Consider the following 26,057-nt stretch of genomic DNA (forward strand, 5'->3'; position numbering starts at 1 on the left):
TTCGTCAACCCTAGGATGATGGCGTGCCCCGCCCTCGCCTGCACGACGACGCCCTCGGCGCCCGCCTGCTCGAGATCGCCTCCCAGGTCATCTCGGTGTCCGGAGCGGCCGGGCTCACCGTGCGCGACGTCGCACACCGGGCCGGTACGTCGACCTCGGCCGTCTACGCCCTGTTCGGCAGCCGCGACGCCCTCGTCGCGGCCGTCGGCGACGAGGCGTTCCGGCGGTTCGCCGCGCACCTCGGCGCGGTGCCCCGGACCGGCGACCCACGGGCTGACCTCCTCGCCCTCGGTGCCGCGTACCGCGCGAGCGCCGTCGGCGACCCGCACCTCTACCGCGTCATGTTCGAGGTCTCAGGCACCGACGCCCGGGGGGACGACGACACCCCGGCGATCGCCCGACCGACGTTCACCGTGCTGCGTGACGCCGTGCTGCGCGTCCTGGTCGACGCAGGACTCGACCGGAGCGAGGCCGACGCCGACGCGCTCGAACAGGCGCTGGTGCTGTGGGCCCTCGTGCACGGGCTGGTCGGGCTCGAGCTCGGCGGACTGGTCCCGGGTGACGACGCAGACCGCGCGGAACGTTACGCGCGCGCCCTCGGCACGGCCGGCACGGCCTGATGGCCGCACCGTGGTCCGTGTCGGACGGCGGTGCGAGGCTCGGCACGAGGAGGTGAGGGCCGTGACCCGCAGAGGATGGCTGCTGCTCGCCGCGCTCGGCGTCATCTGGGGCATCCCGTACCTCCTGATCAAGGTCGCCGTGGCCGAGGTCTCGCCCGCGACGGTCGTCCTGGCACGCACGGCGATCGGCGCGGCCGTTCTCCTGCCGTTCGCCCTGCGCGGGGCGGGGTTCGCGGCCCTGCGCGGTCGATGGCCCGCCGTCCTGCTGTTCGCCGGGCTCGAGATCGTCGGCCCGTGGCTGCTCTTCTCCGACGCCGAGCAGACGATCGCGAGCTCCACGACCGGGTTGCTGGTCGCGACCGTACCCGTCCTCGCCGTGCTGGTGGGGCGCCTCGTCGGTGACCGGCAACCGGTCCGTGCGGTGCGCTGGGCAGGACTCCTGATCGGGCTCGGCGGTGTGGCTGTCCTCACCGGACCGGGCCTGACCGACGGCCACGCGTGGGCCGTGATCGAGGTGCTCCTCGGCGCGCTGGGCTACGCGATCGCTCCGGTCGTGGCCGAGCGCGCCCTGCAGGGAGTCCCGGCGTCCGTCCTGACGACGGCCTGCCTCGGCGTCGCGGCCCTGGTCTACGGGCCGGTCGTCGCGTTCTCCGGGCCGGCTCCGACGGTCAGCCCGGCCGCGGTCGCCGCCCTCGCCACGCTGGGCCTGGTCTGCACGGCGTTGGCCTTCGTGCTCTTCTTCCGGCTCATCTCCGAGGTCGGCGGACCCCGCTCGACCCTTGTCGCGTACCTCAACCCGGTCGTGGCGGTGACCCTGGGCGCCGCGGTGCTGCAGGAGCCGCTGGGACTGGGCGTCGCTGTCGCGACCCTGCTGATCGTCGGCGGGTCCGCCGCGGCGTCCCTGCCGACGACGCGCGTCGCGGAGCCGGCGCTCGGGGCGGGCGCTCCCGGCGGGCGGGCACCCGTGCCCGCCCGGAGCCCGACGTTCAGGCCTCGACGACGACCGGGATGATCATCGGTCGGCGCCGCAGCCGACCGGAGACCCACCGACCGACCAGGCGGCGCACGATCTGCTGCAGCTGGTAGGTGTCGACGTTCCCACCCATCGCCGCGTCCTCGAGCGCGGCGACCAGCTCGGGCTGGATCGACTCGAAGACGGCGTCGTCCTCGGCGAAACCACGCGCGTGGATCTGCGGGCCGGCGATCACCTTGCCGGTCGCCGAGTCCACCACGACGAAGATCGAGATGAACCCCTCCTCACCGAGGATGCGGCGGTCCTTGAGCTCGGCGTCGGTGATCGTCCCGACGCTGGAGCCGTCGACGTAGACGTACCCGCACGGAACGGCACCGACGACCCGCGCCACGCCGTGAGCCAGGTCGACGACGACCCCGTCCTCGGCCACGATCACGCGGTCCGCCGGGATGCCGGTCCGGACCGCGATCGCTGCGTTGGCCACCAGGTGCCGCACCTCGCCGTGCACCGGCATCACGTTGCGCGGTCGCAGGATGTTGTAGCAGTACATGAGCTCGCCCGCGCTGGCATGCCCCGAGACGTGCACGCGCGCATTGCCCTGGTGGACGACCGTCGCACCGAGGCGCATCAGACCGTTGATCACCCGGAACACCGCGTTCTCGTTGCCGGGGATCAGCGAGGAGGCGAGCACGACCGTGTCACCTCGTCCGACCCGCACCCGGTGGTCGAGGTTGGCCATCCGCGACAGGGCAGCCATCGGCTCACCCTGCGAGCCGGTGCACATCAGCACGACCTCGTGCGCCGGCAGGGCGTCGACGGCGCGGGCGTCGACCAGGACGTCGTCGGGCACCGTGAGGTAGCCGAGCTCCGCGGCGATCGTCATGTTGCGGACCATGGACCGGCCGACGAGCGCGACCCGCCGACCGTGCGCATGGGCCGCGTCGAGCACCTGTTGGACCCGGTGCACGTGCGACGCGAACGACGCGACGATCACCCGCTGCTCGGCGTTGGCGAAGATCCCGTCGAGCACCGGGCCGATCTCACGCTCGTGCGTCGTGAAGCCCGGGACCTCGGCGTTCGTCGAGTCGACCATGAACAGGTCGACGCCCGCCTCGCCGAGCCGCGCGAAGGCCCGCAGGTCGGTGACCCGGCCGTCCAGCGGGAGCTGGTCCATCTTGAAGTCGCCGGTGTGCAGCACGGTCCCGGCCGGGGTGCGGACAGCGACCGCCAGCGCGTCGGGGATCGAGTGGTTCACCGCGACGAACTCGCACTCGAACGTGCCGAACCGTTCGATCTGCCCCGCCTCGACGACGAGGCTCAGCGGGGTGATCCGGTGCTCCTTGAGCTTGGCCTCCACGAAGGCGAGCGTCAGCAGCGAACCGATCAGCGGGATGTCCGGCCGCATCCGCAGCAGGTAGGGGACCGCGCCGATGTGGTCCTCGTGACCGTGCGTCAGGATCAGGGCGTCGACGTCGTCCAGTCGGTCGGCGATGTAGTCGAAGTCCGGCAGGATCAGGTCGACGCCGGGCTGGTGGTCCTCCGGGAAGAGCACCCCGCAGTCGATGATCAGCAGCCGGCCCTCGTGCTCGAGCACTGCCATGTTGCGGCCGATCTCGCCGAGGCCGCCGAGCGCGACGATCCGCAGCGTGCCGGGGGCGAGCTCCGGCGGCAGCTCGAGATCGGGGTGCGGGTGCGACATCAGGCCTCCGTCGGCGCCAGCAGCCCGACCGCCACGAGCGCCGCGCGGACCTCGGCGACCTCGCGGTCGTCCGCGGCGGCGTGCGGCAGGCGCATCGTCGCCCCGGGGATGAGCCCGAGCAGGGCGAGCGTCAGCTTCGACCGCAGGGCGCCGTTCCCGCTGCCGCAGATCAGGTCGATCACCGGCAGCACGGACAGGAACGTCGCGCGGGCGCCCGCCGTGTCCCCCGCGTCGAACGCCCTGATCACCGCGGCGAGCTGGTTGCCGACCAGGTGCCCCGCCATGCTCACCAGACCGACGGCGCCCACCGAGAGGAACGGCAGCAGCTGCCCGTCGTCCCCCGCGTAGTAGGCGAGGCCGGTGCGCTCGATGGCACGCAGCGCGCCCTGCGCGTCACCCGTCGCGTCCTTGACCGCCACGATCCGCTGGTGGCCCGCGAGCCGCTCGAGGGTGTCCAGCGAGTACCGCACGACCGTGCGTCCGGGGACGTCGTAGAGCATCACCGGCAGCTCGGTCGCATCGGCGACGGCGACCGTGTGCTGGTAGATGCCCTCCTGCGAGGGCCGCGAGTAGTACGGCGAGACCACGAGCAGTCCCTGGGCGCCGGCCTCGGCCGCCTGCTCGGCCATCCGTACCGCGTGCAGCGTGTCGTTCGAGCCGGCACCGGCCAGCACCACCGCACGGTCGCCGACCGCCTCGACCACGGCGCGGATCACGTCGGACTTCTCCGGTGCGTGGGTGGTCGGCGCCTCCCCCGTCGTCCCGTTCAGCACGATGCCGTCGTGACCATGGTCCACCAGGTGCGTGGCGAGCCGCGCCGCGGCAGCGACATCGACCGAGCCGTCGGCGGCCATCGGCGTGACCATCGCGGTGAGCAGGGACCCGAACGGACGAGCGGACGTCGTGAGCGGCATGGCCGACAAACTACCGCTCGGCGGGGTCGTCGCGCCGACGCGTCCGACCGCCGACGCGGCCGGTCGCGGGATCGTCGACGAGGTCGCCACCGGGCTCCCTGCGAAGGCTCAGGAAGCGGTACCGCAGTCCCGTCGTCGACGTCGCCCAGCCCTCCTGCGGGTCTCGGGCCACCAGCACCCAGCCGGGATCGAGCAGCGGCGCGGGCGTGCCGGCACCGACGACGACGTCGATCTCGGTGAGCTCGAGCCGGTCGGCCGCCGGGACGAAGGCGTCGAACACCTGCGCCCCGCCGATCACCCAGGCGTCGCGGCCGGCCACCAGCGCGAGAGCCGAGGCGACGTCGGGCACGACGTCGGCACCGGCCAGGACGAGGCCGGCCCGACGGCTGAGCACGATGTTGTGCCGTCCGGGCAGCGGACGGAACCGCTCCGGCAGCGAGTCCCAGGTCGTGCGGCCCATGACCACCGGGAAGCCGTTGGTCAGCTCACGGAAGTGGGCCATGTCCTCCGGGACGTGCCAGGGCAGGGCGCCGTCGACACCGATGCACCGATCGGCCGACTGGGCGTACACCAGCGAGATGCTCATGGGTGCAGCGCTCCTCAGACGGCGATCGGCGCCTTGATGGCCGGGTGGTGCTGGTACCCGACCACCTCGAGGTCCTCATAGGTGTAGTCGAAGATCGAGGCAGCCGGGCGCAGGCGCAGCTCGGGGAACGGGTACGGCTCGCGGCTCAGCTGCTCGCGGACCTGCTCGGTGTGGTTGTCGTAGATGTGGCAGTCGCCGCCGGTCCAGATGAAGTCGCCCGCCTCGAGGCCGGTCTGCTGGGCGACCATGTGGGTGAGCAGCGCATAGGAGGCGATGTTGAACGGGACACCGAGGAACAGGTCGGCGCTGCGCTGGTACAGCTGGCAGGACAGCCGTCCGTCGGCGACGTAGAACTGGAAGAACGCGTGGCACGGAGCGAGGGCCATCGCGGGGATCTGCGCGACGTTCCAGGCCGAGACGATGTGCCGGCGCGAGTCGGGGTCCCGCGCGATGCCCTCGACGAGCTGGGCGATCTGGTCGACGTGCCCGCCGTCCGGCGTCGGCCAGGAACGCCACTGCACGCCGTAGACCGGGCCGAGCTCGCCGTCGGCGTCGGCCCACTCGTCCCAGATCGTGACGCCGTGCTCCTGCAGCCAGGCGACGTTCGACTCACCTCGGAGGAACCACAGGAGCTCGTAGGCGATCGACCTCAGGTGCACCCGCTTGGTCGTGACCAGCGGGAAGCCCGCGCTCAGGTCGAAGCGCATCTGGTGACCGAAGACGCTGCGGGTCCCCGTCCCGGTGCGATCCGCCTTGGCGACGCCCTCCTCGAGCACACGGCGCAGGAGGTCCTCGTACTGGGTGCTCACCGGTCCCGACATGGCGCCATCGTAGAGGCCAGGGCCCGGCCTGGGTTCATACTGACGCATGGCAACGACGCACCCATCGCCGGTTCCTGCGACCCTCGCCGCGCACCTGCCGACCGGCCTGCTGATCGGCGGTCACTGGCGCCGGGCGACCGGCGGCGGCACGTTCGCCGTGCACGACCCGGCCACCGGCGCAGAGCTCTTCGACGTGGCGGACGCGACGCCGGCCGACGGTCTCGCCGCCCTGGCCGCAGCGGACGAGGCCCTGCCGGCCTGGCGCGCCGTCGCACCCCGCGACCGCGCGGAGCTGCTGCGGGCGGTCTTCGAGCAGGTCGTCGCCCGGATCGACGACTTCGCGGCCCTGATCACCGCCGAGGGCGGCAAGCCGCTCGCCGAGTCACGGGCCGAGGTGACCTACGGCGCCGAGTACGTCCGGTGGTACTCCGAGCAGGCGGTCCGGATCAACGGGCTGGTCCGCACCGCGCCCGCCGGCACGAACCGGCAGCTCGTGCTGCAGCGCGGCGTCGGACCTGCGCTGCTCATCACACCGTGGAACTTCCCGCTGGCGATGGCGACCCGGAAGATCGCACCCGCGCTGGCGGCGGGCTGCACCGTCGTGGTCAAGCCGGCCGGTCTCACCCCGCTGACCACCGCACTGTTCGCCGAGGTCGTGCGCAGCGAGCTCGCCGCCCGCGGCCTGCCGGCCGGGGTCATCAACGTCGTGCCGACGTCGTCCTCCGGCGCCCTGACCGAGCCCCTGCTCGCCGACCCGAGGCTGCGCAAGCTCTCCTTCACCGGATCGACGGAGGTCGGCCGGGTGCTGCTGCGCGGTGCCGCCCAGGGCGTCCTGCGGACCTCGATGGAGCTGGGCGGCAACGCACCGTTCCTGGTGTTCGACGACGCCGACATCCCGGCCGCCGTCCAGGGCGCCGTCGCGGCCAAGATGCGCAACGCCGGACAGACCTGCGTCGCGGCGAACCGGTTCCTCGTGCACGAGTCCGTCGCCGACGAGTTCGCGCAGGGCCTCGCTGCGGCCTTCGGCGACCTGGTGGTCGGCCCGGGCTCGGCACCGGGGACGACCGTCGGGCCCCTGATCGAGTCCCGTGCCGTCGACCGGGTGGCCGAGGTCGTGGCCGAGGCGGTCGACGGCGGCGCCCGCGTGGCGATCGGCGGGGACCGGCCGGCCGGGCGCGGCTCCTTCTACAACCCGACAGTCCTGACCGGCGTCGACCCCGCGGCCCGGGCCGTCCGCGAGGAGATCTTCGGCCCGGTGGCCCCGATCGTCACGTTCGGCACCGAGGACGAGGCGCTCGACCTGGCCAACAGCACCGAGTTCGGCCTGGTCGCCTACGCCTACACCCGGGACGTCGGGCGGGTCTTCCGGGTCGCCGAGCGCATCGAGTCCGGGATGCTGGGCGTCAACCGCGGCATGATCTCGGACGCGAGCGCGCCCTTCGGCGGCGTCAAGTCGTCCGGGCTCGGCCGCGAGGGCGGGGAGGCCGGGATCGAGGAGTACCTCGAGAGCATCTACGTCGCCCTGTGACCGACCCCGACGACCGCCCGCCGGCTCCCGGCCCCGCGGAGCACGAGCCGCCAGTCGGCCGCGCCGTCGCCGTGCGGCAGGCCCTGTCGGTCTCGGCCGCGACCGGCGTGTACGGGATCTCCTTCGGTGCGCTGTCCGTCACCGCAGGACTCGACCTGTGGCAGACGATGGCGCTGAGCCTGCTGATGTTCACCGGTGGCTCGCAGTTCGCCTTCATCGGTGTGCTCGGCGCCGGCGGAGGCGCGGGGGCCGCCGTGGCGACCGCGGGGCTGCTCGGCGCCCGCAACGCCCTCTACGGCGCTGCGCTCGCCCCGCTGGTCGGTGGCCGCGGCCCACGAGGGTGGGCGGCCGCCCAGCTCACCATCGACGAGTCGATGGCCGTGGCGACCGCCCAGCCGGACCGGGCAGCGGCACAGACCGGCTTCTGGTGGACCGGGCTCGGCGTCTTCGCACTGTGGAACGTGTTCACCGTCGCCGGTGCTGTCGTGGGCGACGCTCTCGGCGACCCGACCCGCTGGGGACTGGACGCCGCGGCAGCGGCCGCGTTCCTCGGACTGCTCTGGCCCCGCCTGGCGAGCCGCACGGCCCAGCTCGTCGCGGCGGGCGCCGTCGTCGTGGCCCTGCTGCTGACGCCGGTCGCGCCGGCCGGGGTACCGGTCCTGGCAGCCGCAGCGGTCGCGGTGGCCGCGGGCTGGCGCGGACCCGGGCCCCGGCTGAGCCGCGACCCGGAACGGGTGGTCCGATGAGCGGCTACCTCGCCACCTGGGTGGCCGTCGTCGCCGCCTCCCTGCTCTGCTTCGCCATCAAGCTCGTCGGCCACCGGGTGCCGGAGCACTGGCTCGCGCAGCCCAGGGTCGCCCGCATCGCGAGCCTCGTCACGGTCGCCCTCCTCGGCGCCCTCGTCGCGGTGCAGACCTTCACCAGCGACGGCCGGGTGGTGGTCGACGCCCGGCTCGTCGCGCTGGCGTGCGCGGCCCTCGCGCTCGCCCTGCGGGCACCGTTCATCGTCGTCGTGGTGCTCGCCGCCGTGGTCGCCGCGGTGGTCCGGGCGCTGACGTGAGGCCGCTGTCGACCACCGCCTTGATAACCTGCGCCGGTGGCACTCTTCCGTGAGCAGGCAGACGTCTCGGTGCGCCCGTCGATCGCACCGGACGACGCGGCGATCGCCCGGGTGCAGCTGAGGGCGTGGCGCTCGGCCCACGCCACCCTGCTCGGGGCGGAGCTGCTCGAACACCTGGACGTGGCGGCCGTGCGGGAGCAGTGGGCGCGCGCGATCACCGCTCCGCCGTCACCGGCGCACCACGTCCTCGTCGCGTGCGACGGCGCCCGCGTCGTCGGCTTCGCCGCCGCCCTGCCGGTCGAGGACGGCGTGGAGATCGCCGCGCTCGAGGTCGACCCGGACCACCAGCGTGGCGGGCACGGCTCGCGTCTGCTGGCCGCATGCGTCGACCTGGCCCGCGAGTCCGGCGCGCGGCACGTGCAGACGTGGGTGCTCGACGGCGACGACGCCCGCGAGCAGTTCCTGGGCGGGGCCGGGCTCGGCCCCGACGGTGCCCAGCGCGAGCTCGGGGTCGGCGCGGGGCCGGACGACCGGACGCGGCCGGTCACCGAGCGGCGCTGGGTCGCCGAGATCTGACCGGCGGACCGACACCGACCCGCAGCGCAGGGCCGGCCCTCAACGCGGCTTCGGCCCTCAGCGCAGCGCCGTCCCTCAGCGCAGGTGCTGGAGGAGCTCGGCGCCCGACGTCCCGACGGTCAGGTCGGCGAGCGCCCCGTTCACCAGGGCGAGGTGCGGCGGGACGTGCCCGCAGTCGACGTCGAGCACCACCGGGACGTCCAGGTCGCCCAGGGCGCTGCGGACCGCGTCGCGCTGCGTGAACCCGCCGTCGTCCGGCGCGCGCGTCCGGCCGACGAGCACCGCCGTCGCGTGGTCGAACCAACCGGCCAGACGCAGCCGCCACAGGTCGCGGGCCACCGTCAGTGCGCCCGCCTCCGCAGCCTCCAGGTAGACGATCAGGCCCTCGGGCGCGTGCTCGCTCGCGAACGCCCCCAGGTCCCCGAAGGGTGTCCCCGCCAGCATCGACACCGTCTCGAGGCACCCACCGACAAGCCGGCCCGAGACCTGCAGGTCACCCGCTCCGGGATCGAGCGGGCACCAGCTCCCCGGGGTGTCCAGGGTGTACGCGGCGATCTCCGGATCGTCCTCCCACCGGTCGAAGCCCTGTGCCCGGTGACGCGACGACGGCCCCTGCGTGAGGCTCGAGCCGGCCGGCGCGGCTGCCACGTCGAGCCAGGACAGCTGCGGCGTCGGCACACGGTAGGGGGTGTCCATGAGGTTCTGACCGTGCAGCGTCGCCGTCCCGGTCAGCGTTGTCAGCGGCAGCAGCAGCGTCGAGATGTCCGAGTAGCCGACGAGCCACGTCGGCTTCGCAGCGCGCAACGCCGCGAGGTCGAGGTACGGCAGGACCTCGACCGCCAGCTCGCCGCCCCACGGCGGTACGACAGCGGCGATCCGCGGGTCGGTCAGCATCGCGGTCAGCTCCTCGGCGCGCTCCCGTGCCGGCGCGCTGACGACCCCGGTGCCGTCCATGCAGGTCCCGACGACCTCGTAGCCGCGGCGCCGCAGGTGCTCGAGGCAGACGTCCAGCCGCGGACGCAGATCGGCGGCGACCCCGGCCGACGGTGCGGTGACGCCGATCCGGTCGCCAGGGCGCAGCGGGGCGGGGTACCGGATCGTCATGGCGTCATCGTGGCAGGCACAGTCCTGGCGGCGCCACGGCCGACCGCGTGTCCGGCGACGGTCAGGCCGAGCGGTACAGGCGTGCCGCCGCACGCAGGGCCGCACGGGCCCGACGCCGGTCGCGAGCGGCGTCGTAGGCGAAGCCCAGCCGGAACCAGGCGGCCCAGTCCCCCGGCTCGGCATCGACGCCGGCCCGGGCGAGCGTGAAGGCGTCGTCGGCGGCGGCGCGGTCGACCCGGCCGGCCGGGGTGCGGGGCAGGTCGTCGACCGGGAGGGCGCCGTCCGCGGCGAGCCGGTCGGCCATCCGCTGCACCGTGACCGCGAGGTGCCACTCGGCGGCGATCAGCCAGAGGCCGAGGAGCGGCAGGATCAGGACGGCGGCTCCGAGGGCGACGCCGATCGGCTCGCCGGTCCGCACCAGCGCGAGACCGCGGCCGGCCACCGCCACGAGGTAGACGAGCAGCAGGCCGGTCAGGGCGAGGGCACCGAGCAGTGAGCGTCGCATCGCAGGATCCGCCCGGTCAGCCGAGGTCGAGGTAGTGCTCGAGGCCGACCGTGAGGCCCGGCCGGCGACCGACCTGCCGGACGGCGTGCAGGACCCCGGGCATGAAGGAGACCCGGTCGAAGGAGTCGGTCCGGAGGGTCAGCAGCTCACCGGCGTTGCCGAGCAGGATCTCCTCGTGCGCCACCAGGCCGCGAAGCCGCACGGCGTGCACCCGGACGCCGTCGATGTCGGCCCCCCGTGCCCCGTCGAGCTGCTGTGCGGTCGCGTCGGGCATCGGGCCGAGACCCGCCGCGCGTCGCGCGGCGGCGATCCCGGTCGCGGTGTGGCGGGCCGTCCCGCTCGGCGCGTCGACCTTGTCCGGGTGGTGCAGCTCGACGACCTCCGCCGACTCGAACCACGGGGCGGCCTTGGCCGCGAAGACCATCGCCAGGACGGCGCTGATGGCGAAGTTGGGCGCGATCAGCACGCCGACGAACGGCGCCCCGTCCAGGTGGACGCGCACCCGGCGCAGCGCGGCGTCGTCCCAGCCGGTGGTGCCGACGACGGCGTGCACACCCGCGTCGATCAGCGCGTGCACGTTCGCCTCGGTCGCGGACGGGACGGTGAAGTCGACGGCGACCGTGGCTCCCGACTCTGCGGCCAGGGCAGGGTCGTCACCGGCGTCGACCCGGGCGACGAGCTCGAGATCGGCGGCAGCCTCGACAGCGGCGCACACGGTCCTGCCCATCCGGCCCGCCGCACCGAGAACGGCGACCCGGATCGGGGCCACCGTGTGCGACGGTGCCTTCCGGTCGGCCTGCTCAGCACTCTGCTCGCTCACGGTGAACGACCCTAGCGGTTCCGGCCGGGACCGGACCTCTGGACCGGATCGGGCCGGGACCGGGGCTGTGCTCTGCGCGGGGACGAGGCGACCTAGGACGTGTCTCCCAAGTGCGGCGTGGCGTAGCTGCAAGCGGACGGCGTTCGACAACATGGATGCTGTGAGGGCGGGAGGTAGGTATGCGTGCCAGACGTCGGCAGGTCGCCGCTGCGGGCGGACTCCCGCTGATGGTTGTGGTGGCGCTCCTTGCTGGATGCGCGGCGGGGGTGCCGGCGGAGATACCGGAAGCCGGAGAGGACGACGTCTGGGTCGTCGGCATCGGCTACCCGCAGGGCGAGTGGGCCGGGTGTTTCGAGGACGACTCCGTCGCAGAGGCGTTGATGACCGCCGACATGCCCGCCTCCAGTGCGACGGCCACCTTCACACGTGGGGCGCGTGAGGAGGATGTCCGCCGGGTTTTGGGCTGCCTGGACCGGTCCCTCACAGGGGGCGCCGTCACCGTGACGACCCGGTCGGACTGATGCTGCAGACCACGGCTGCCCACCGTCAGGTGACTCTGCGTCTACGTGCGTAGCCAGGTGAGGATGGCGGCCAGGATGACGGCGCCGCGGTAGTTGATGGCGTGCTTGTCGTAGCGGGTGGCGAGCCCGCGCCACTGCTTGAGCAGGCAGAAGGCGCGTTCGACGACGTTGCGGCCCTTGTAGAGAACGGGGTCGTAGGTAACCGGTCGTCCACCGCGGCGCCCGCGGCGCTTGCGGTTGCCTTGCTGGTCGCGTGGCTCGGGGATGACCGCCACGACGCCGCGGCGGCGCAGCTCGGTGCGGATCGCCCGCGAGGAGTACGCCTTGTCGGCCAGGACCGCGTCGGGTCGGGTGCGCGGGCGACCCGGACCCGGGCGTGGGACCCGGATCGCGTTCAGCACGGGCAGGCACATCGGTGCGTCACCGCTTTGACCTGGGCCGATCAGGACCGCCAACGGCCGTCCCTTGCCGTCCACGGCGTGGTGGATCTTGGTGCTCAACCCGCCGCGGGACCGCCCGATCGCATGATCACCGGGCTCGGTCCGCAGATTCGTGTGATTCGGCAGATCCCCCTGTGAGGCGCGGCAGGGTCGTCGCGTGCTGATGGGCACGGTTGATCGTGGAGTCGATGCTGACCGCCCAGTCGATGTCCCCGGCAGCGTCGGCCTCGGCCAGCAGTGAGGTGAAGATCTTGTCCCACGTGCCGTCCGCGCTGAACCGCTTGTGGCGCTTCCAGAGCGTCTGCCACGGCCCGAACCGCTCGGGCACGTCCCGCCACGCGAGCCCGCAGCGATACCGGAACACGATGCCCTCGACCACCTGCCGGTGATCCCGAAACGGTCGAGAACGGCCCCTGACCTGCGGCATCAGCGGTGCGATCCGCTCCCACTGGGCTTCACTGAGTTCCTGCCTACGACTCACCCGACCAGCATCAACGCCCAGACCCGCTCAACTAGGGAGACACGCCCTAGCTCCTCGCGACTTCCTTGATCCCCAGGACCGTCCCCTCCGGATCGGTGACGTAGCAGACCCTGCCCTGGCCGGGGATCTCGTCGACGTCACCGGCGAGCCCGCCACCGGCGGCAACGACACGCGACCGGGCAGCATCGAGGTCGTCGACCTGGATCCAGGCGATCGCGGGCTGCGCCTGCCAGCTGCGCGACATCAGGGCGGCGTCGATGCCCTGCCCCGGGCCGGTCTTCGCGAGGTGGTAGCCGGGTGCAAACGGCGACTCGACGGTCGCCCAGCCGAAGGCGTGGGCGTAGAACCGGGCCGACGCGGCGGGGTCCTCGGCGGTGATCTCGACGTGGACGATGGTTCCCATGGGGCCTCCTTGATTCGGTCCGGCGGCGTACCGGGACGGGCCTCGACGTTCGACGGACGGCGTGGACCGTGGTCCTGCGGGGTCACCCGCCAACCCTCGATGCTTGACCTCTCGATCCTAGGAAGGGTCGCCGTGCCCAGGCGCGGACAAATCGCGCGGGTGCTGCGTCGCACCGTGGTCGCCCGAACCGGGTGCGTGCATGAGCGCGGCGATCCCGTGCTGCCGTCGGCGGAGGTCACCCGGTGCGAGGCCCGAGAACCTGCGGACCTCGCGTGCGGCGTGCGAGGCGTCGGCATACCCCTGGAGTGCCGCGAGCGTGGCCACGGTGCCGACCTGGTCCGGTGCGATGAGCTCGCCGACGAAGTGGTAGAACCGGATGATCGCCAGGAACGCCTTCGGTCCGACGCCGACATCGTGCAGGAACCAGCGACGCAGAGTGCTCGGGGCCACAGCGGCGGTCCTGGCCAGCTCGACGGCCGTGACCATCCCCCGTTCGGCGTCGGCCCGGGCGACGGCAGCGCGGACCGCGGCGGCGCGCGCCACCGGCACAGCCACGCCCGTCCGCGCTGCCTGGGCCAGGATCATCGTCGCGAGCAGTGCGAGCGGATCCTGCGCTGCTCGGAGCCGGTCCACGAGATGCAGGACACCGAGGACGTCTGAGGCCGGCGCGACCGCGTCCACGAGCGGGTCGGATCCGGTGAGCCGAACCACGGCAGTCGGCGTGAGCTGCGCACCGATGTACCACGACGGCCCCCGCTGCACGAGGACGACGGGGTCGACGGCGACACCCGAGACCAACCCGTCGTTCGGACGCCCTCGGCCCGTCCGGACGTCGATCCGGACACCCGCGCGGGCCAGCGGCACCGCGACCACAGGCCGGCCGTTCGGGATGAGGACCTCACGTCGCGGGATGTCCGACGCCGGCGCCCGGACGACCCACAGGTGCTCGATCAGGTCTTCGGACCCCGACGGGGGCGGACGTCGACGGTAGACCAGCTCCTCGTCCGTCCCCGACCCGCGGGTCCCGCCGCTCTCGGCTGCCATCCGACGATGATCTCAGCGCTCAGGCACCGAACGGACCGACCTTGACGATCGATCGCGGTCGCGCGGCGAGCTCGGCGGCCAGCTCCTGGACCTCCGCGACGGTGACCGCCCGGATGCGCTCGAGGGACTCACCCTGGGAGAGCAGCTCTCCGTGCACGAGCTCGGCCTTGCCGAGTCGGCTCATCCGTGAGCCGGTGTCCTCCAGGCCGAGCACGAGGCCACCGGACAGCTGACCGATGCTGCGCTGCAGCTCGGCAGCCGTGATCCCGTCGGAGGCCAGCCGCTCCCACTCCTGGCTCAGCAGGTCGAGCACCTCGTCGACCTTGGCCGGGGTGCAGCCCGCATAGAGGCCGAAGATCCCGGTGTCGGCGTGACCCGAGGCGAAGCAGTAGACCGAGTAGGCCAGGCCCCGCTTCTCGCGGATCTCCTGGAACAGCCGCGACGACATCCCGCCGCCCAGCACGGCGCTGAGCACCGAGAGGGTGAACCGGCGCTCGTCCGTCGCCGTGAGCCCCGTGCCGCCGATGATCACGTTGGCCTGCTCCGTGGTCCGGTGCACGATGAGCTCGGTACCGGCCGTGGGGACGCCGGCCGCTGCCGAGGCGTCGGCCACCAGGTCGCGCCGACCGCCGGGCACACCGTCGGCCGGGAGCTCCCATCCACCGGCGGCCAGGGCCTGCGAGACCTGTCCGCACAGGGCGTCGTGGTCGATCCCGCCAGCCGCCGTGACCACGAGGCTGGTGGGCCCGTAGTGCTCGCGGTAGTGCGCCCACACGGCGTCCCGTGGCACGGCCTTGATCGTGCCGGGGGTGCCCCCGATCGGCCTGCCGAGGGGGTGCGCACCGAGCACGGCCTCGGAGAACTGCTCGTGCACGACGTCCGACGGGTCGTCGTCGTTCATGGCGAGCTCTTCGAGGATCACCCCGCGCTCGATCTCGAGCTCGTCCGGGTCCAGGCGGGCCGAGGTGATCATGTCCGCGATCACGTCCATCGCCATCGGCACGTCGGCGTCGAGCACCCGCGCGTAGTAGCAGGTGTGCTCCTTGCCGGTCGCGGCATTGGCCTCACCACCGACCGCGTCGAACGCCTCGGCGATGTCCATCGCGCTGCGCCGGGACGTGCCCTTGAAGAGCAGGTGCTCGAGGAAGTGGGTCGAGCCGTGGTGGCCGTCGCGCTCGTCGCGCGAGCCGACGCCGACCCATGCCCCGACGGTGGCCGAGCGGAGGCCCGGCATCGACTCGGTCAGGACGCGAACACCGCCGGGCAGGACGGTACGGCGCACGATGGCGCCGCCGTCCTGCCCGGCGGTCACGTCACTGCCCGGTTGCCCCGGGCCGCTCAGTGGGAGGTCGAGGGGCACCTCAGGCCTGAGAGCCTTCGGTCTGCTCTGCAGCGTCGGCCTCGGCGTTCTCGTCCATCACGGCGTGCAGCGAGAGCTTGCCGCGCGGGTCGATCTCACCGATCTCGACCTGGACCTTCTGGCCGACAGCCAGCACGTCCTCGACGTTCTCCACGCGCTTGCCGCCGACGAGCTTGCGGATCTGCGAGATGTGCAGGAGGCCGTCCTTGCCGGGTGACAGCGACACGAACGCACCGAAGGTCGTCGTCTTGACCACTGTGCCGACGAAGCGCTCGCCGATCTCGGGCATGTGCGGGTTGGCGATCGCGTTGATCATCGTCCGCGCAGCCTCGGCCGACGGTCCGTCGGTCGCGCCGATGTAGACGGTCCCGTCGTCCTCGATCGAGATGTCAGCACCGGTCTGCTCCTGGATCTCCTTGATCATCTTGCCCTTCGGCCCGATGACCTCACCGATCTTGTCGACCGGAACCTGCACGCTGATCACCCGCGGCGCGTACGGCGACATCTCGTCCGGGACGTCGATCGCCTCATTCATCACGTCGAGGATGAACATCCGGGCGTCGCGCGCCTGGGTCAGCGCACCGGCCAGGACCGAGGCCGGGATGCCGTCGAGCTTCGTGTCCAGCTGGATGGCCGTGACGAACTCGCGCGTGCCGGCGACCTTGAAGTCCATGTCGCCGAAGGCGTCCTCGGCACCGAGGATGTCCGTCAGCGCTGCGTAGCGCGTCTGGCCCTCGACGGTGTCGGAGATCAGGCCCATCGCGATGCCCGCGACCGGGGCGCGCAGCGGCACGCCGGCGTTGAGCAGCGACAGCGTGGACGCGCAGACCGAGCCCATCGAGGTCGAGCCGTTCGAGCCGAGTGCCTCGGAGACCTGGCGGATCGCGTACGGGAAGTCCTCACGCGACGGCAGCACCGGCATCAGGGCCCGCTCGGCGAGCGCACCGTGGCCGATCTCGCGACGCTTGGGCGAACCGACGCGGCCGGTCTCACCGGTCGAGTAGGGCGGGAAGTTGTAGTTGTGCATGTAGCGCTTGCGCGTCTCGGGCGCGAGCGTGTCGAGCTGCTGCTCCATCCGCAGCATGTTCAGCGTCGTGACCCCGAGGATCTGGGTCTCGCCACGCTCGAACAGGGCCGAGCCGTGCACCCGCGGGAGCACCTCGACCTCGGCGGACAGGGTGCGGATGTCGGCAAGGCCACGACCGTCGATGCGCACACCGTCACGCAGCACGCGCTGGCGGATGAGCTTCTTGGTCACGGCGCGGACGGCGGCCGACAGCTCCTTCTCACGTCCGTCGAACCCGTCCTTCAGGGCAGCGATCGCGGTGGCCTTGATCTCGTCCAGGCGGGTCTCACGGGTCTGCTTGTCCGCGATGGTCAGGGCCTCGGCGAGCGGGCCGGCGACCTCGGCGTCGATCGCCGCGTAGACGTCGTCCTGGTAGTCCAGGAAGCGCGGGAAGTCCTGGGTCGGCTTGGCGGCCCTCGCGGCGAGGTCGGCCTGCGCCTCGCACAGCGCACGCAGGAACGGCTTGGCGGCCTCGAGGCCCTCGGCGACGACCTCTTCGGTCGGTGCCGCAACGCCCTCGTTCTTGATCAGGTTCCAGGAGCCGACGGTGGCCTCGGCCTCGACCATCATGATCGCGACGTCCGGCGTGCCGTCCTCCGCGGTCACGACGCGGCCGGCGACGACCATGTCGAAGACGGCGCGCTCCTTCTCGCTGAACCGCGGGAAGGCGACCCACTGGCCGTCGACGAGCGCGATGCGCACGCCGGCGATCGGCCCCGTGAACGGCAGGCCCGAGAGCTGGGTGGACAGCGACGCGGCGTTGATCGCGAGCGTGTCGTAGGCGTCGTCCGGGTGCAGCGCCATCACCGTGATGACGACCTGGACCTCGTTGCGCAGGCCCTTGGCGAAGGTCGGGCGCAGCGGGCGGTCGATCAGCCGGCAGGCCAGGATCGCCTCGGTGGACGGGCGGCCCTCGCGGCGGAAGAACGATCCGGGGATGCGCCCGGCCGCGTACATGCGCTCCTCGACGTCAACCGTCAGAGGGAAGAAGTCGAACTGCTCCTTGGGGTGCCGACCGGCCGTGGTGGCCGACAGCAGCATCGTGTCGCCGTCCAGGTACGCGACGGCGGAGCCGGCGGCCTGACGAGCGAGACGACCGGTCTCGAAACGGACGGTGCGGGTGCCGAATCGACCGTTGTCGATGATGGCTTCGGCGAACTGGATCTCGGGTCCCTCCATGGGATCCCCTCCTCATATCGAAGTGCCCGGCTTCAGGTTGCGGTCTTCGATCGAGGTCCTCGGATCACATGATCCGCGAGCCACTACCGAGGACCGGACGCCGGTTCCGGGCTGTACTGGTTTCAGTTGTGGTGCAGCATCCAGCTGTGGTCCAGCGTTCGGCTGCCGTGCGGCGGCCCATCCGGGCCTGACACCGGACCAGCCCGGACCCGTCCGGGTCCGGGCTGGTCCGGGACGATCAGCGGCGCAGACCGAGACGCTCGATCAGGCTGCGGTAGCGGTTGATGTCCACCTTCTGCAGGTAGCCCAGCAGCCGACGGCGCTGGCCGACCAGCAGGAGCAGGCCACGACGCGAGTGGTGGTCGTGCTTGTGCTCCTTGAGGTGCTCGGTCAGGTCCTTGATGCGCTGCGTCAGCATCGCGATCTGGACCTCAGGAGAACCTGTGTCGTTCGGCGTCGTTGCGTACTCGGTCATGATCTGCTGCTTGGTGGCGGCATCGAGGGGCACAGGATCTCCTTGGGAACTCGTTGCGCGGTGCTACGGGGCATGTCCACCCGGGCGCTATGTATCCGCGGCCGATCTGACGGCGCTTGCACCTTACCAGTCGATGACCTCAGTCAGCGACCGAGGGGTGCACCACGAGGGGCCCGCCGGCCAGGCGCTGCACCGTCTGAGCCACGTCCTGGTCCATCTGCGTGACGAGGGCCTCGACCGAGTCGAAGCGGACCGTCGGCCGCAGCAGGTCGACGAACTCGACGACGACCTCCTCGTCGTACAGGTCGAGGTCCGTCCGGTTCGGCACGTGCGCCTCGACCCTGCGCTGCAGACCGTCGAAGGTCGGGTTGGTCCCGACCGAGATCGCCGCCGGGAGGTACCCGTCCGGCTGGTCCGACGGATGGTCGACCCGCCGCAGCCAGCCGACGTAGACGCCGTCCGCAGGCACCATGCCCGTCAGGTCCTGGGACAGGTTCGCGGTCGGGAAGCCCAGGCCCCGGCCCCGCGCGTCCCCGTGCACGACGACGCCGCGCACGCGGTGCGGCCGGCCGAGGATCCGTGCGGCGCTGACCACGTCCCCCTCGGCGAGCAGCTCGCGCACCCAGGTCGACGACCAGCGTCGGGCACCCGGACCCGCGAGGTCGCCGTGCACGTCCTGCAGGACCTCGACCTCGAAGCCGTACCGTCGTCCGAGCGCGGTCAGCGTCGCGAGGTCGCCGGCGTTGTCCCGACCGAAGCGGACGTCGTGACCGACCACGACAGTGCTCGCGCGCAGGCCCTGGACCAGGTAGCGCCGGACGAAGTCCTCCGGCGTGGTCTGCGCGAAGTCGAGGCTGTACTCGAGCAGGAGGACGGCGTCCAGGCCCGTCTCGGCGAGGAGCTCGAGCCGGTCGGCGATCCCGGTGATCAGGTCGGGTGCGGACTCCGGCCGGTGCACCTGGGCCGGGTGGGGGTGGAAGGTCACGGCGACCGCGGCACCGCCGACCGCTCGGGCGTCGGCAACCATCCGGGTCAGCACGGTCCGGTGCCCGCGGTGCACCCCGTCGAAGTTCCCGAGCGTCACGATCGACGGCCCGAAATCGGCCGGGACCTGGCTCAGGTCGGTCCAGCGCTGCACGCGTGCTCCTGATCTGCGGCTCCTCGCCGCGTCCTGCGGGGGTACTGCTCTGTGGGGGTACTGCTCTGCGGCTGCACGGCTCTGCGGCTGCACGGCTCTGCGGCGGGCACCAGCCTGCCACCGATCACCGACCGCTCGTGGCCGGCCGCCGTCGGTGTGTCAGGCGGGCGCGAGCACGAGCACCGGCCGCGAACCCTCGCCGTCGTCCGCGAGCAGCGCGACCAGGGTGCCGTCCGGGGCGAACGCCGCCACCGGGCTGGTCGCCGTCCCGGCCGGACCGGAGGGTGCGGTCGGCAGGCGCTTGCCGTAGGACAGCGCCCGCGCCTCGGCCTCGTCGAGCTCACGGGCCGGGAAGATGGCCCGGGCAGCGTCAGCGACGGGCAGGACGGTGAAGTCCGCAGCGAGCTCGTCGAGCGTGCGTGCGACGTCGAGGCCGTAGCCACCGACGCGCGTGCGTCGCAGTGCCGTGAGGTGTCCCCCGACGCCGAGACCGGCCCCGAGGTCACGCGCGAGTGCCCGGACGTAGGTGCCGGACGAGCACACCACCGTGACGTCGACGTCGACGGCCGGTGACCCGCCACCGGGCTCGGCGGGGACCCTGCGGACATCGTGGACGTCGAAGCTGCGCACCGTGACCGGCCGCGCGGCGAGCTCGACCTGCTCGCCGGCCCGCACCCGGGCGTAGGCCCGTCGACCGTCGACCTTGATCGCGCTGACCGAGCTCGGCACCTGGTCGATCGCCCCGGTCAGCACGGCGATCCCCGCGTCGATCGCCGCCCGGTCGACACCGGACGCATCGGCGCAGGTCAGGACCTCGCCCTCGGCGTCGTCCGTGGTGGTGCTCACACCCAGGCGGATCGTGGCGCGGTACTCCTTGTCCGCGCCGACGACGAAGGTCAGCAGCCGGGTGGCCCGCTCGATGCCGAGCACCAGGACTCCGGTGGCCATCGGGTCGAGCGTCCCGGCGTGACCGACCTTGCGGGTACCGGCGAGCCGTCGCACCCGTGCCACGACGTCATGGCTGGTCAGACCGGCCGGCTTGTCGACCACGACCAGGCCGTCGGTCGCCACGTCAGTGCGCGGACGGCTCGACGGTGCCGATCGACGGCGCGAGGCCGGACCCGTCGGCGGGCTCGTCGCCCGACTCGTCCTCGCCCGACTCGTCCTCGTCCGGCGCCGGACGCCGGTACGGGTCGGACTCACCGGCGTAGGTCGCCGCGGAGGCGAGCGCAGCGACCTCGGCATCGCGCGCCGCGGCTGCCCGCAGCGCGTCCTCGAGGTGTTGAGCGGTCTCCTGGACGGCGTCGGCGATGAACTCGAGCGTCGGGGTCAGGCGGATGCCGGTCTGCTTGCCCACCTCGGAGCGGATGAGCCCCTTGGCGCTCTCGAGCGCCGCCGCACTGGCCGTCCGAGCCTCCTCGTCGCCGAGGACGGTGTAGAAGATCGACGCGTGCTGCAGGTCGCCGGTCACCCGGACGTCGGTGACGGTGACGAAGCCGAGTCGCGGGTCCTTGACCCTGGTGTCGAGCATCTGCGCGACGATCTTCTGGATCCGCTCGGCCAGCTTGCGGGCCCTGGGGTGGTCGACCATGACGTTCCTTCCTGCTGGTCCGGTACGAGCGCCAGGGGGACGACGCCACGCACATGGCGGCATCGTCCCCCTGGCCTCAGGTCAGCTGCGCGGCTTCTCGCGCAGCTCGTAGGTCTCGACCACGTCGTCGACCTGGAGGTCGTTGTACGACCCCAGCCCGATACCGCACTCGTATCCCTCGCGAACCTCTGTCGCGTCGTCCTTGAACCGCTTGAGCGACTCGATGGACAGGTTCTCCGCGACGATGTCGTTCCCGCGCCGGACGCGGGCCTTGCTGTTGCGCCGGATCGTGCCGGAGCGCACCAGCGAGCCGGCGATGTTGCCGAACTTGCTCGACCGGAAGATCTCGCGCACCTCGGCGGTACCGAGCTGCACCTCTTCGTACTCCGGCTTGAGCATGCCCTTGAGGGCCGACTCGACGTCGTCGATCGCCTGGTAGATGACCGAGTAGAACCGGACGTCGACACCCTCGCGCTCGGCGAGCTCCTCGACGCGCTCGGCGTACTTGACGTTGAAGCCGATGATGATCGCGTTGTCGACGGTCGCCAGGTTGACGTCGTTCTGCGTGATGGCACCCACCCCACGGTGGATGACGCGCAGATCGACCTCCTCGCCGACATCGATCTTGAGCAGGGCATCCTCGAGGGCCTCGACGGCACCCGAGACATCGCCCTTGAGGACGAGGTTGAGCGTCTCGACCTTGCCCAGCTGCAGAGCCTGGGTGAAGTCCTCGAGGCTGATCCGCTTGCGACGCTTGGCCAGCAGCGCAGCACGCTCGGCTGCCTCTCGCTTCTCGGCGATCTGGCGCGCGGTGCGGTCGTCCGGCGCCACCAGGAAGGTGTCACCGGCGCGGGGCACCGACGTCAGACCGAGGACCATGACCGGGCGTGCCGGGGTGGCCTCGGTGAGGGTGTTGCCGTGCTCGTCGAACATCGCACGGACCCGGCCGTAGGCCGTGCCGGCGACGATCGAGTCGCCGACGTGCAGCGTGCCGGACTGCACCAGGACGGTTGCGACAGCGCCGCGGCCCTTGTCCAGGTTGGCCTCGACCGCGACGCCACGGGCGTCCTTGTCGGCGTTGGCCCGCAGGTCGAGCGCCGCATCGGCGGTGAGCAGGACGGCCTCGATGAGCTCGTCGATACCGGTGCGCTTGAGCGCGGAGATGTCGACGAACATCGTGTCGCCGCCGTACTCCTCGGCGACCAGGTTGTACTCGGTGAGCTGCTGGCGGATCTTGGCGGGGTTGGCCCCCTCCTTGTCCACCTTGTTGACCGCGACGACGATCGGCACGCCGGCCGACTGCGCATGGTTGAGCGCCTCGATCGTCTGCGGCATCACGCCGTCGTCGGCCGCGACCACGAGGATCGCGATGTCGGTGACCTGCGCACCACGTGCACGCATGGCCGTGAAGGCCTCGTGACCCGGGGTGTCGATGAAGGTGACCGCGCGGTCGATGCCCTCGTGCTCGGTGCGGATCTGGTAGGCGCCGATGTGCTGCGTGATCCCACCGGCCTCGCCTGCGACGACGTCCGCCGAGCGGATCGCGTCGAGCAGCTTGGTCTTGCCGTGGTCGACGTGACCCATCACCGTCACGACCGGCGGACGCGCGGTCAGCTGGTCGTCGCTCTCCTCGGCGAGCTCGGCCTCGAGGTCGATGTCGAAGGACCCGAGCAGCTCGCGGTCCTCCTCCTCGGCGGAGACCATCTCGATCCGGTAGCCGAGCTCGGCTGCCAGCGTGTTGAACGTGTCCTCGTCGAGGGACTGCGTGGCGGTCGCCATCTCACCGAGGTGGAACAGCACCGTCACGAGGCTCGCGGGGTTCGCGTCGATCTTGTCGGCGAAGTCGTTGAGCGAGGACCCGAAGCGCAGCCGCACGATCGTGCTGCCGTCACCGCGGGGAACCTGCACGCCACCCAGCGAGGGGGCCTGCATCTGCTCGAACTCCTGCCGCTTCGCACGCTTCGACTTCCGTCCGCGTACGGGCCGGCCACCGGCGCGCCCGAAGGCACCCTGGGTGCTGCCGCGACCTGCGCCGCGACCGCCACCACCGGGACGACCGGCGAAGCCGCCACCACCGGCACCGCCGGGACCCCCTGGGGCGCCACCACCGGCACCGCCACCGGGACGGCCGGCGTAGCCGCCGCCACCTCCACCGGGACGACCGCCACCACCGGCGCGACCGGCGCCCGCGCCGGCACCTGCACCGGGACGGCTCACCGCACTGCGGCCCGGCATCATGCCGGGGTTCGGACGGGGACCACCGGGACCGGCAGCGGGCGGACGAGGACCGCCCGGACGCTCACCGGCTGCGGTGGTCTCACCGCGGGTGCTGCCGGGACGCGGCATGCCCTGGCTGGGCGCGAACGGGTTGTTGCCCGGACGCGGGGCACCCCCACGGCCGCCCTGACGGGGCATGCCCTGGCTGGGCGCGAACGGGTTGTTGCCCGGACGCGGTCCACCCGGACGGGGACCGGCGGCCGGAGCGGCCGGCGCTGCGGGCGCAGCAGGCGCGCTCTGCACCGGACGCGGACCCGGCGACGGGGCTGCGGGCGCTGCGGCCTCCGAGGGGGCCTCGGTGCGCGCGGCAGGAGCCTCGACGGCGGCGACCTGCGGGGCCGGTGTGCTGGGGACGCTCGGCTGGACAGCCGGAGCGGGAGCAGCCGGTTCGGCTGCGCTCGGGGCGGCGGGTGCCGCGGGCTTGCGGGCGGCCGGCGTGCGAGGCGCTGACGCCTCGGGTGCCTGGGCCTGCCCGACGGGATAGGCGTCGCGCAGCTTGCGGACGACGGGGGGTTCGATGGTCGACGAAGCCGACCGGACGAACTCTCCGAGCTCACCAAGCTTGGCCATGATGGCCTTGCTCTCGACGCCGAGCTCCTTAGCGAGCTCGTAGACGCGGACCTTTGCCACAACTCTCCTGTCTCGGTCCGCCCGGACAGGGTCGGACCGTCGTTAGTGCTGGGTACTCATCGCTGGGTACTCATCGGGTTTCCATCGGCTTCCAACCCGCTTTCCTGCTCGATGAACGACGGACGTACAGCGTGTGCTGGTCGACCTGGTCGACCGGCACCGGTCATCCTGCGACCTGCGCGGACTCGAGGAACGCCCGGACGGGTGTCACGTCCAGCGGCCCTGTGCGCAGGGCACGGGGGAACGCTCGACGCCGTTCGGCGAGCTCGAGGCACCGCAGGTCGGCGTGCAACCACGCACCCCGACCGGGTCTGGAGCGCTCCGTGTCGACGACGACCGAGGACGAACCCTGGTCACCACCGACCTGGACCACTCGCAGCAGGACGGACCGAAGGCCTCGTTCCCGGCACCCCACACACGTTCGCAGGGGACCTGCGAGCGGGGCCACAGCGAAACTCACGGCGTGGTCGGCGCCGTCTGCAGCACGTTCGGGGAGCCGGACCCGTGGCCCAGCCTCGGGCAGTCTACCGCCCCGGCTCACGAAACGTGACCCGAGGGATCCTCCGGCGTCTCAGGGCTGCCGGCCGGGTCGCCGTCCCGGCCGCCGGTGGCCCCGCCCGGTGTCCCGCCCTCGTCGGACCGGATGTCGATCCGCCAGCCGGTCAGCTTGGCGGCGAGCCGGGCGTTCTGCCCCTCCTTGCCGATGGCGAGCGACAGCTGGTAGTCGGGCACGACGACGCGGGCCGACCGCGCCTCGGCGTCCACGATGGTCACCGAGCTCACCCGGGCCGGGGACAGCGCGTTCGCCACCAGCTGGGCCGGGTCGTCGCTGTGGTCGATGATGTCGATCTTCTCGCCGTGCAGCTCGGCCATCACGGCCCGCACGCGCGCACCCATCGGACCGATGCAGGCACCCTTGGCGTTGAGTCCCGCCACCGAGGTCCGCACCGCGATCTTGGTGCGGTGCCCGGCCTCCCGGGCGATGGCCGTGATCTCCACCGAACCGTCGGCGACCTCCGGCACCTCGAGCGCGAACAGCTTCTTGACGAGCCCCGGGTGGGTGCGCGACAACGTGATCGACGGCCCCTTGGCCCCGCGCGAGACGTCGAGGACGTACGCCCGCAGGCGCTCACCGTGCACGTAGTGCTCGGTCGGCACCTGCTCGTGCGCCGGCAGCACCGCCTCCGTCCCGCGGACGGCGACGAGCACGGTGCGTGGGTCGCGGCCCTGCTGGATGACGCCGGCCAGGACCTCCCCCTCGGTCCCGCGGAAGCTCCCGAGCACCTGCTCGTCCTCGGCGTCCCGCAGTCGCTGGACGATCACCTGGCGCGCGGTCGCGGTCGCCACCCGGCCGAACCCCGCCGGGGTGTCGTCGAACTCGGGACCGAGCGTGGTCGGGGCCAGGACCGGCGCAGGTGCCGGCTCGCCCGGCACCTGCGGGACCCGCTCGGCGGCCTCGCCCTCGATCTTCTCCCGGGCCCACACGGTCACGTGCCCGGACCTGCGGTCCACCTCGACGCGGGCGTCCTCGTGCGCACCCGGGGTGCGGTGGTAGGCGGACAGCAGGGCCTGCTCGATCGCGGAGACGAGGGTGTCGATGCTGATGTCCCGCTCGTGCTCCACGAGCCGCAGAGCCGTCATGTCGATGTCCATCAGTCCAGGTCCTCCTCGTCGTGGGGCCCCTCGTCGTGCACGTGCTTGAGCTCGACCTCGACTGCGGCGCGCGCGACCTGGGCGGGGTCGACCTGCACCACGGTGCCGGGCGCCGTCTCGACGTCGTACCCGTCGGCCTCGGCCGCGACCAGCCGGCCGTGGACGGTCGAGCCGTCCCGGAGCGTCAGCTGGACCAGCCGGGTCCGGGCGCGGCGGAAGTGGCGGAGCTCGGTCAGCGGCCGGTCGGTGCCGGGGGTGGAGACCTCCAGGACGTACTGGCCGTGCACCGGGTCCGCCGCGTCGAGGGCTGCGGAGATGTCCCGTGAGGCCGCGCCGAGGGTGTCGAGGTCGAGGCTGCCGATGGCGTCGTCGCCCAGGTCGAGCACGATCCGGACCACGGACCGCCGCCCGGCCGGGCTGACGTGGACGTCCTCGAGGACCAGACCGGCTGCCTCGGCGACGGGCTGGACAACTTCACGTACGCGCTGCGCGGGGTCTGTGCTCGCGGGCGTGACCATGTTCGCCTCCCGTGGGGTCGTGGCGGGCCACCCGACGTGGAATCGACCCTCTGGACTTGTCGCGGCCCAGCCTAA

General features: G+C 72.4%; 27 protein-coding genes. 7 read left to right on the top strand and 20 right to left on the bottom strand.

Annotated features, from left to right (window positions below; all coding sequences use genetic code 11):
• Positions 1 to 23: 23 nt before the first annotated feature.
• Positions 24 to 620: a TetR/AcrR family transcriptional regulator gene (locus K415_RS0119830; RefSeq protein ID WP_024288768.1), complete on the top strand. Its 597-nt coding sequence runs from the start codon at positions 24 to 26 to the stop codon at positions 618 to 620.
• Between the two features lie 61 nt (positions 621 to 681).
• A complete protein-coding gene (locus K415_RS0119835) occupies positions 682 to 1,632 on the top strand; it encodes a DMT family transporter (protein ID WP_024288769.1) in 951 nt (316 codons plus the stop codon).
• Here the strand turns inward: K415_RS0119835 and K415_RS0119840 are convergent.
• From K415_RS0119840 to K415_RS0119855, 4 genes are read right to left on the bottom strand one after another with little or no spacing between them, the layout of a single operon-like run.
• Entirely contained in the window at positions 1,607 to 3,292 is a 1,686-nt protein-coding gene (locus K415_RS0119840) for a ribonuclease J (protein ID WP_024288770.1), read from the bottom strand. The two genes, K415_RS0119835 and K415_RS0119840, sit on opposite strands and share 26 nt — an antisense overlap.
• Positions 3,292 to 4,206 (bottom strand): 4-hydroxy-tetrahydrodipicolinate synthase, encoded by a 915-nt coding sequence (dapA, locus tag K415_RS0119845; protein ID WP_024288771.1) that lies wholly within the window; start codon positions 4,204 to 4,206, stop codon positions 3,292 to 3,294. The genes K415_RS0119840 and dapA overlap by 1 nt, the downstream gene beginning before the upstream one ends.
• Before the next feature lie 10 nt (positions 4,207 to 4,216).
• Positions 4,217 to 4,792, bottom strand: coding sequence for a dihydrofolate reductase (locus tag K415_RS0119850; protein ID WP_024288772.1), 576 nt, complete (start codon positions 4,790 to 4,792; stop codon positions 4,217 to 4,219).
• Between the two features lie 14 nt (positions 4,793 to 4,806).
• The gene (locus tag K415_RS0119855) at positions 4,807 to 5,613 is read right to left on the bottom strand and encodes a thymidylate synthase (RefSeq protein ID WP_029664230.1); all 807 of its coding nucleotides are present in this window, start codon (positions 5,611 to 5,613) and stop codon (positions 4,807 to 4,809) included.
• Positions 5,614 to 5,659: 46 nt separating this feature from the next.
• Here K415_RS0119855 and K415_RS0119860 point away from each other — a divergent pair, with 46 nt between their 5' ends.
• From K415_RS0119860 to K415_RS0119875, 4 genes are read left to right on the top strand one after another with little or no spacing between them, the layout of a single operon-like run.
• A complete protein-coding gene (locus K415_RS0119860; protein ID WP_024288774.1) occupies positions 5,660 to 7,141 on the top strand; it encodes an NAD-dependent succinate-semialdehyde dehydrogenase in 1,482 nt (493 codons plus the stop codon).
• Complete coding sequence (locus K415_RS0119865; protein WP_024288775.1) at positions 7,138 to 7,887, top strand: AzlC family ABC transporter permease; 750 nt, start codon at positions 7,138 to 7,140, stop codon at positions 7,885 to 7,887. The genes K415_RS0119860 and K415_RS0119865 overlap by 4 nt, the downstream gene beginning before the upstream one ends.
• On the top strand, positions 7,884 to 8,201 hold the full coding sequence (locus K415_RS0119870; RefSeq protein ID WP_024288776.1) for an AzlD domain-containing protein: 318 nt from the start codon (positions 7,884 to 7,886) through the stop codon (positions 8,199 to 8,201). Before K415_RS0119865 ends, K415_RS0119870 begins: the two co-directional genes overlap by 4 nt.
• Positions 8,202 to 8,237: 36 nt before the next feature.
• The gene (locus K415_RS0119875) at positions 8,238 to 8,777 is read left to right on the top strand and encodes a GNAT family N-acetyltransferase (RefSeq protein ID WP_024288777.1); all 540 of its coding nucleotides are present in this window, start codon (positions 8,238 to 8,240) and stop codon (positions 8,775 to 8,777) included.
• Positions 8,778 to 8,852: 75 nt separating this feature from the next.
• Here the strand turns inward: K415_RS0119875 and K415_RS0119880 are convergent, their stop codons facing one another.
• From K415_RS0119880 to dapB, 3 genes are all read right to left on the bottom strand, one after another.
• Complete coding sequence (locus tag K415_RS0119880; protein WP_024288778.1) at positions 8,853 to 9,881, bottom strand: S66 peptidase family protein; 1,029 nt, start codon at positions 9,879 to 9,881, stop codon at positions 8,853 to 8,855.
• A 61-nt stretch (positions 9,882 to 9,942) separates the two neighbouring features.
• On the bottom strand, positions 9,943 to 10,386 hold the full coding sequence (locus K415_RS0119885; protein ID WP_024288779.1) for a hypothetical protein: 444 nt from the start codon (positions 10,384 to 10,386) through the stop codon (positions 9,943 to 9,945).
• Positions 10,387 to 10,402: 16 nt separating this feature from the next.
• Positions 10,403 to 11,155: a 4-hydroxy-tetrahydrodipicolinate reductase gene (gene dapB, locus K415_RS0119890; RefSeq protein WP_029664232.1), complete on the bottom strand. Its 753-nt coding sequence runs from the start codon at positions 11,153 to 11,155 to the stop codon at positions 10,403 to 10,405.
• 278 nt (positions 11,156 to 11,433) lie between these two features.
• On the opposite strand from dapB, the gene K415_RS0119895 reads away from it, so the two are divergent.
• Entirely contained in the window at positions 11,434 to 11,727 is a 294-nt protein-coding gene (locus K415_RS0119895) for a hypothetical protein (RefSeq protein ID WP_024288545.1), read from the top strand.
• Positions 11,728 to 11,768: 41 nt separating this feature from the next.
• Here the strand turns inward: K415_RS0119895 and K415_RS0119900 are convergent.
• From K415_RS0119900 to rimP, 13 genes are all read right to left on the bottom strand, one after another.
• A protein-coding gene (locus K415_RS0119900) for an IS5 family transposase (RefSeq protein WP_197024758.1) occupies positions 11,769 to 12,648 on the bottom strand; the annotation gives its coding sequence in 2 pieces (ribosomal slippage) (positions 11,769 to 12,287 and positions 12,289 to 12,648; 879 coding nt in all).
• Between the two features lie 46 nt (positions 12,649 to 12,694).
• Positions 12,695 to 13,051: a VOC family protein gene (locus tag K415_RS22265; protein WP_024288781.1), complete on the bottom strand. Its 357-nt coding sequence runs from the start codon at positions 13,049 to 13,051 to the stop codon at positions 12,695 to 12,697.
• Between the two features lie 117 nt (positions 13,052 to 13,168).
• Positions 13,169 to 14,095: an AraC family transcriptional regulator gene (locus tag K415_RS23110; RefSeq protein WP_024288782.1), complete on the bottom strand. Its 927-nt coding sequence runs from the start codon at positions 14,093 to 14,095 to the stop codon at positions 13,169 to 13,171.
• A gap of 19 nt (positions 14,096 to 14,114) precedes the next feature.
• The gene (locus K415_RS0119920) at positions 14,115 to 15,455 is read right to left on the bottom strand and encodes a pitrilysin family protein (protein ID WP_024288783.1); all 1,341 of its coding nucleotides are present in this window, start codon (positions 15,453 to 15,455) and stop codon (positions 14,115 to 14,117) included.
• A gap of 1 nt (position 15,456) precedes the next feature.
• A complete protein-coding gene (locus K415_RS0119925; RefSeq protein WP_024288784.1) occupies positions 15,457 to 17,700 on the bottom strand; it encodes a polyribonucleotide nucleotidyltransferase in 2,244 nt (747 codons plus the stop codon).
• A gap of 238 nt (positions 17,701 to 17,938) precedes the next feature.
• Positions 17,939 to 18,208: a 30S ribosomal protein S15 gene (gene rpsO, locus K415_RS0119930; protein WP_024288785.1), complete on the bottom strand. Its 270-nt coding sequence runs from the start codon at positions 18,206 to 18,208 to the stop codon at positions 17,939 to 17,941.
• Positions 18,209 to 18,314: 106 nt separating this feature from the next.
• Positions 18,315 to 19,313: a bifunctional riboflavin kinase/FAD synthetase gene (locus K415_RS0119935; RefSeq protein WP_024288786.1), complete on the bottom strand. Its 999-nt coding sequence runs from the start codon at positions 19,311 to 19,313 to the stop codon at positions 18,315 to 18,317.
• A 159-nt stretch (positions 19,314 to 19,472) separates the two neighbouring features.
• Positions 19,473 to 20,384, bottom strand: a complete 912-nt coding sequence (truB, locus tag K415_RS0119940; protein ID WP_024288787.1) for a tRNA pseudouridine(55) synthase TruB — start codon at positions 20,382 to 20,384, stop codon at positions 19,473 to 19,475.
• A gap of 1 nt (position 20,385) precedes the next feature.
• Entirely contained in the window at positions 20,386 to 20,904 is a 519-nt protein-coding gene (gene rbfA, locus K415_RS0119945) for a 30S ribosome-binding factor RbfA (protein ID WP_024288788.1), read from the bottom strand.
• Between the two features lie 81 nt (positions 20,905 to 20,985).
• Positions 20,986 to 23,811, bottom strand: a complete 2,826-nt coding sequence (gene infB / locus K415_RS0119950) for a translation initiation factor IF-2 (protein ID WP_024288789.1) — start codon at positions 23,809 to 23,811, stop codon at positions 20,986 to 20,988.
• A gap of 163 nt (positions 23,812 to 23,974) precedes the next feature.
• On the bottom strand, positions 23,975 to 24,352 hold the full coding sequence (locus K415_RS24825) for a YlxR family protein (RefSeq protein WP_081785121.1): 378 nt from the start codon (positions 24,350 to 24,352) through the stop codon (positions 23,975 to 23,977).
• Positions 24,349 to 25,464: a transcription termination factor NusA gene (gene nusA / locus K415_RS0119960; RefSeq protein WP_024288791.1), complete on the bottom strand. Its 1,116-nt coding sequence runs from the start codon at positions 25,462 to 25,464 to the stop codon at positions 24,349 to 24,351. Before nusA ends, K415_RS24825 begins: the two co-directional genes overlap by 4 nt.
• A complete protein-coding gene (gene rimP / locus K415_RS0119965) occupies positions 25,464 to 25,982 on the bottom strand; it encodes a ribosome maturation factor RimP (RefSeq protein WP_024288792.1) in 519 nt (172 codons plus the stop codon). The genes nusA and rimP overlap by 1 nt, the downstream gene beginning before the upstream one ends.
• Positions 25,983 to 26,057: the final 75 nt, after the last annotated feature.

The sequence above is a fragment of the Cellulomonas sp. KRMCY2 genome (assembly GCF_000526515.1).
GTDB lineage: Bacteria > Actinomycetota > Actinomycetes > Actinomycetales > Cellulomonadaceae > Actinotalea.

Coding starts and splice junctions, on each gene's coding strand:
- K415_RS0119840 (WP_024288770.1), bottom strand. CDS start 3,292: ATGTCGCACCCGCACCCCGATCTCGAGCTGCCGCCGGAGCTCGCCCCC.
- dapA (WP_024288771.1), bottom strand. CDS start 4,206: ATGCCGCTCACGACGTCCGCTCGTCCGTTCGGGTCCCTGCTCACCGCG.
- K415_RS0119850 (WP_024288772.1), bottom strand. CDS start 4,792: ATGAGCATCTCGCTGGTGTACGCCCAGTCGGCCGATCGGTGCATCGGT.
- K415_RS0119855 (WP_029664230.1), bottom strand. CDS start 5,613: ATGTCGGGACCGGTGAGCACCCAGTACGAGGACCTCCTGCGCCGTGTG.
- K415_RS0119860 (WP_024288774.1), top strand. CDS start 5,660: ATGGCAACGACGCACCCATCGCCGGTTCCTGCGACCCTCGCCGCGCAC.
- K415_RS0119870 (WP_024288776.1), top strand. CDS start 7,884: ATGAGCGGCTACCTCGCCACCTGGGTGGCCGTCGTCGCCGCCTCCCTG.
- K415_RS0119880 (WP_024288778.1), bottom strand. CDS start 9,881: ATGACGATCCGGTACCCCGCCCCGCTGCGCCCTGGCGACCGGATCGGC.
- K415_RS0119885 (WP_024288779.1), bottom strand. CDS start 10,386: ATGCGACGCTCACTGCTCGGTGCCCTCGCCCTGACCGGCCTGCTGCTC.
- K415_RS0119895 (WP_024288545.1), top strand. CDS start 11,434: ATGGTTGTGGTGGCGCTCCTTGCTGGATGCGCGGCGGGGGTGCCGGCG.
- K415_RS22265 (WP_024288781.1), bottom strand. CDS start 13,051: ATGGGAACCATCGTCCACGTCGAGATCACCGCCGAGGACCCCGCCGCG.
- K415_RS23110 (WP_024288782.1), bottom strand. CDS start 14,095: ATGGCAGCCGAGAGCGGCGGGACCCGCGGGTCGGGGACGGACGAGGAG.
- K415_RS0119925 (WP_024288784.1), bottom strand. CDS start 17,700: ATGGAGGGACCCGAGATCCAGTTCGCCGAAGCCATCATCGACAACGGT.
- rbfA (WP_024288788.1), bottom strand. CDS start 20,904: ATGGTCGACCACCCCAGGGCCCGCAAGCTGGCCGAGCGGATCCAGAAG.
- nusA (WP_024288791.1), bottom strand. CDS start 25,464: ATGGACATCGACATGACGGCTCTGCGGCTCGTGGAGCACGAGCGGGAC.
- rimP (WP_024288792.1), bottom strand. CDS start 25,982: ATGGTCACGCCCGCGAGCACAGACCCCGCGCAGCGCGTACGTGAAGTT.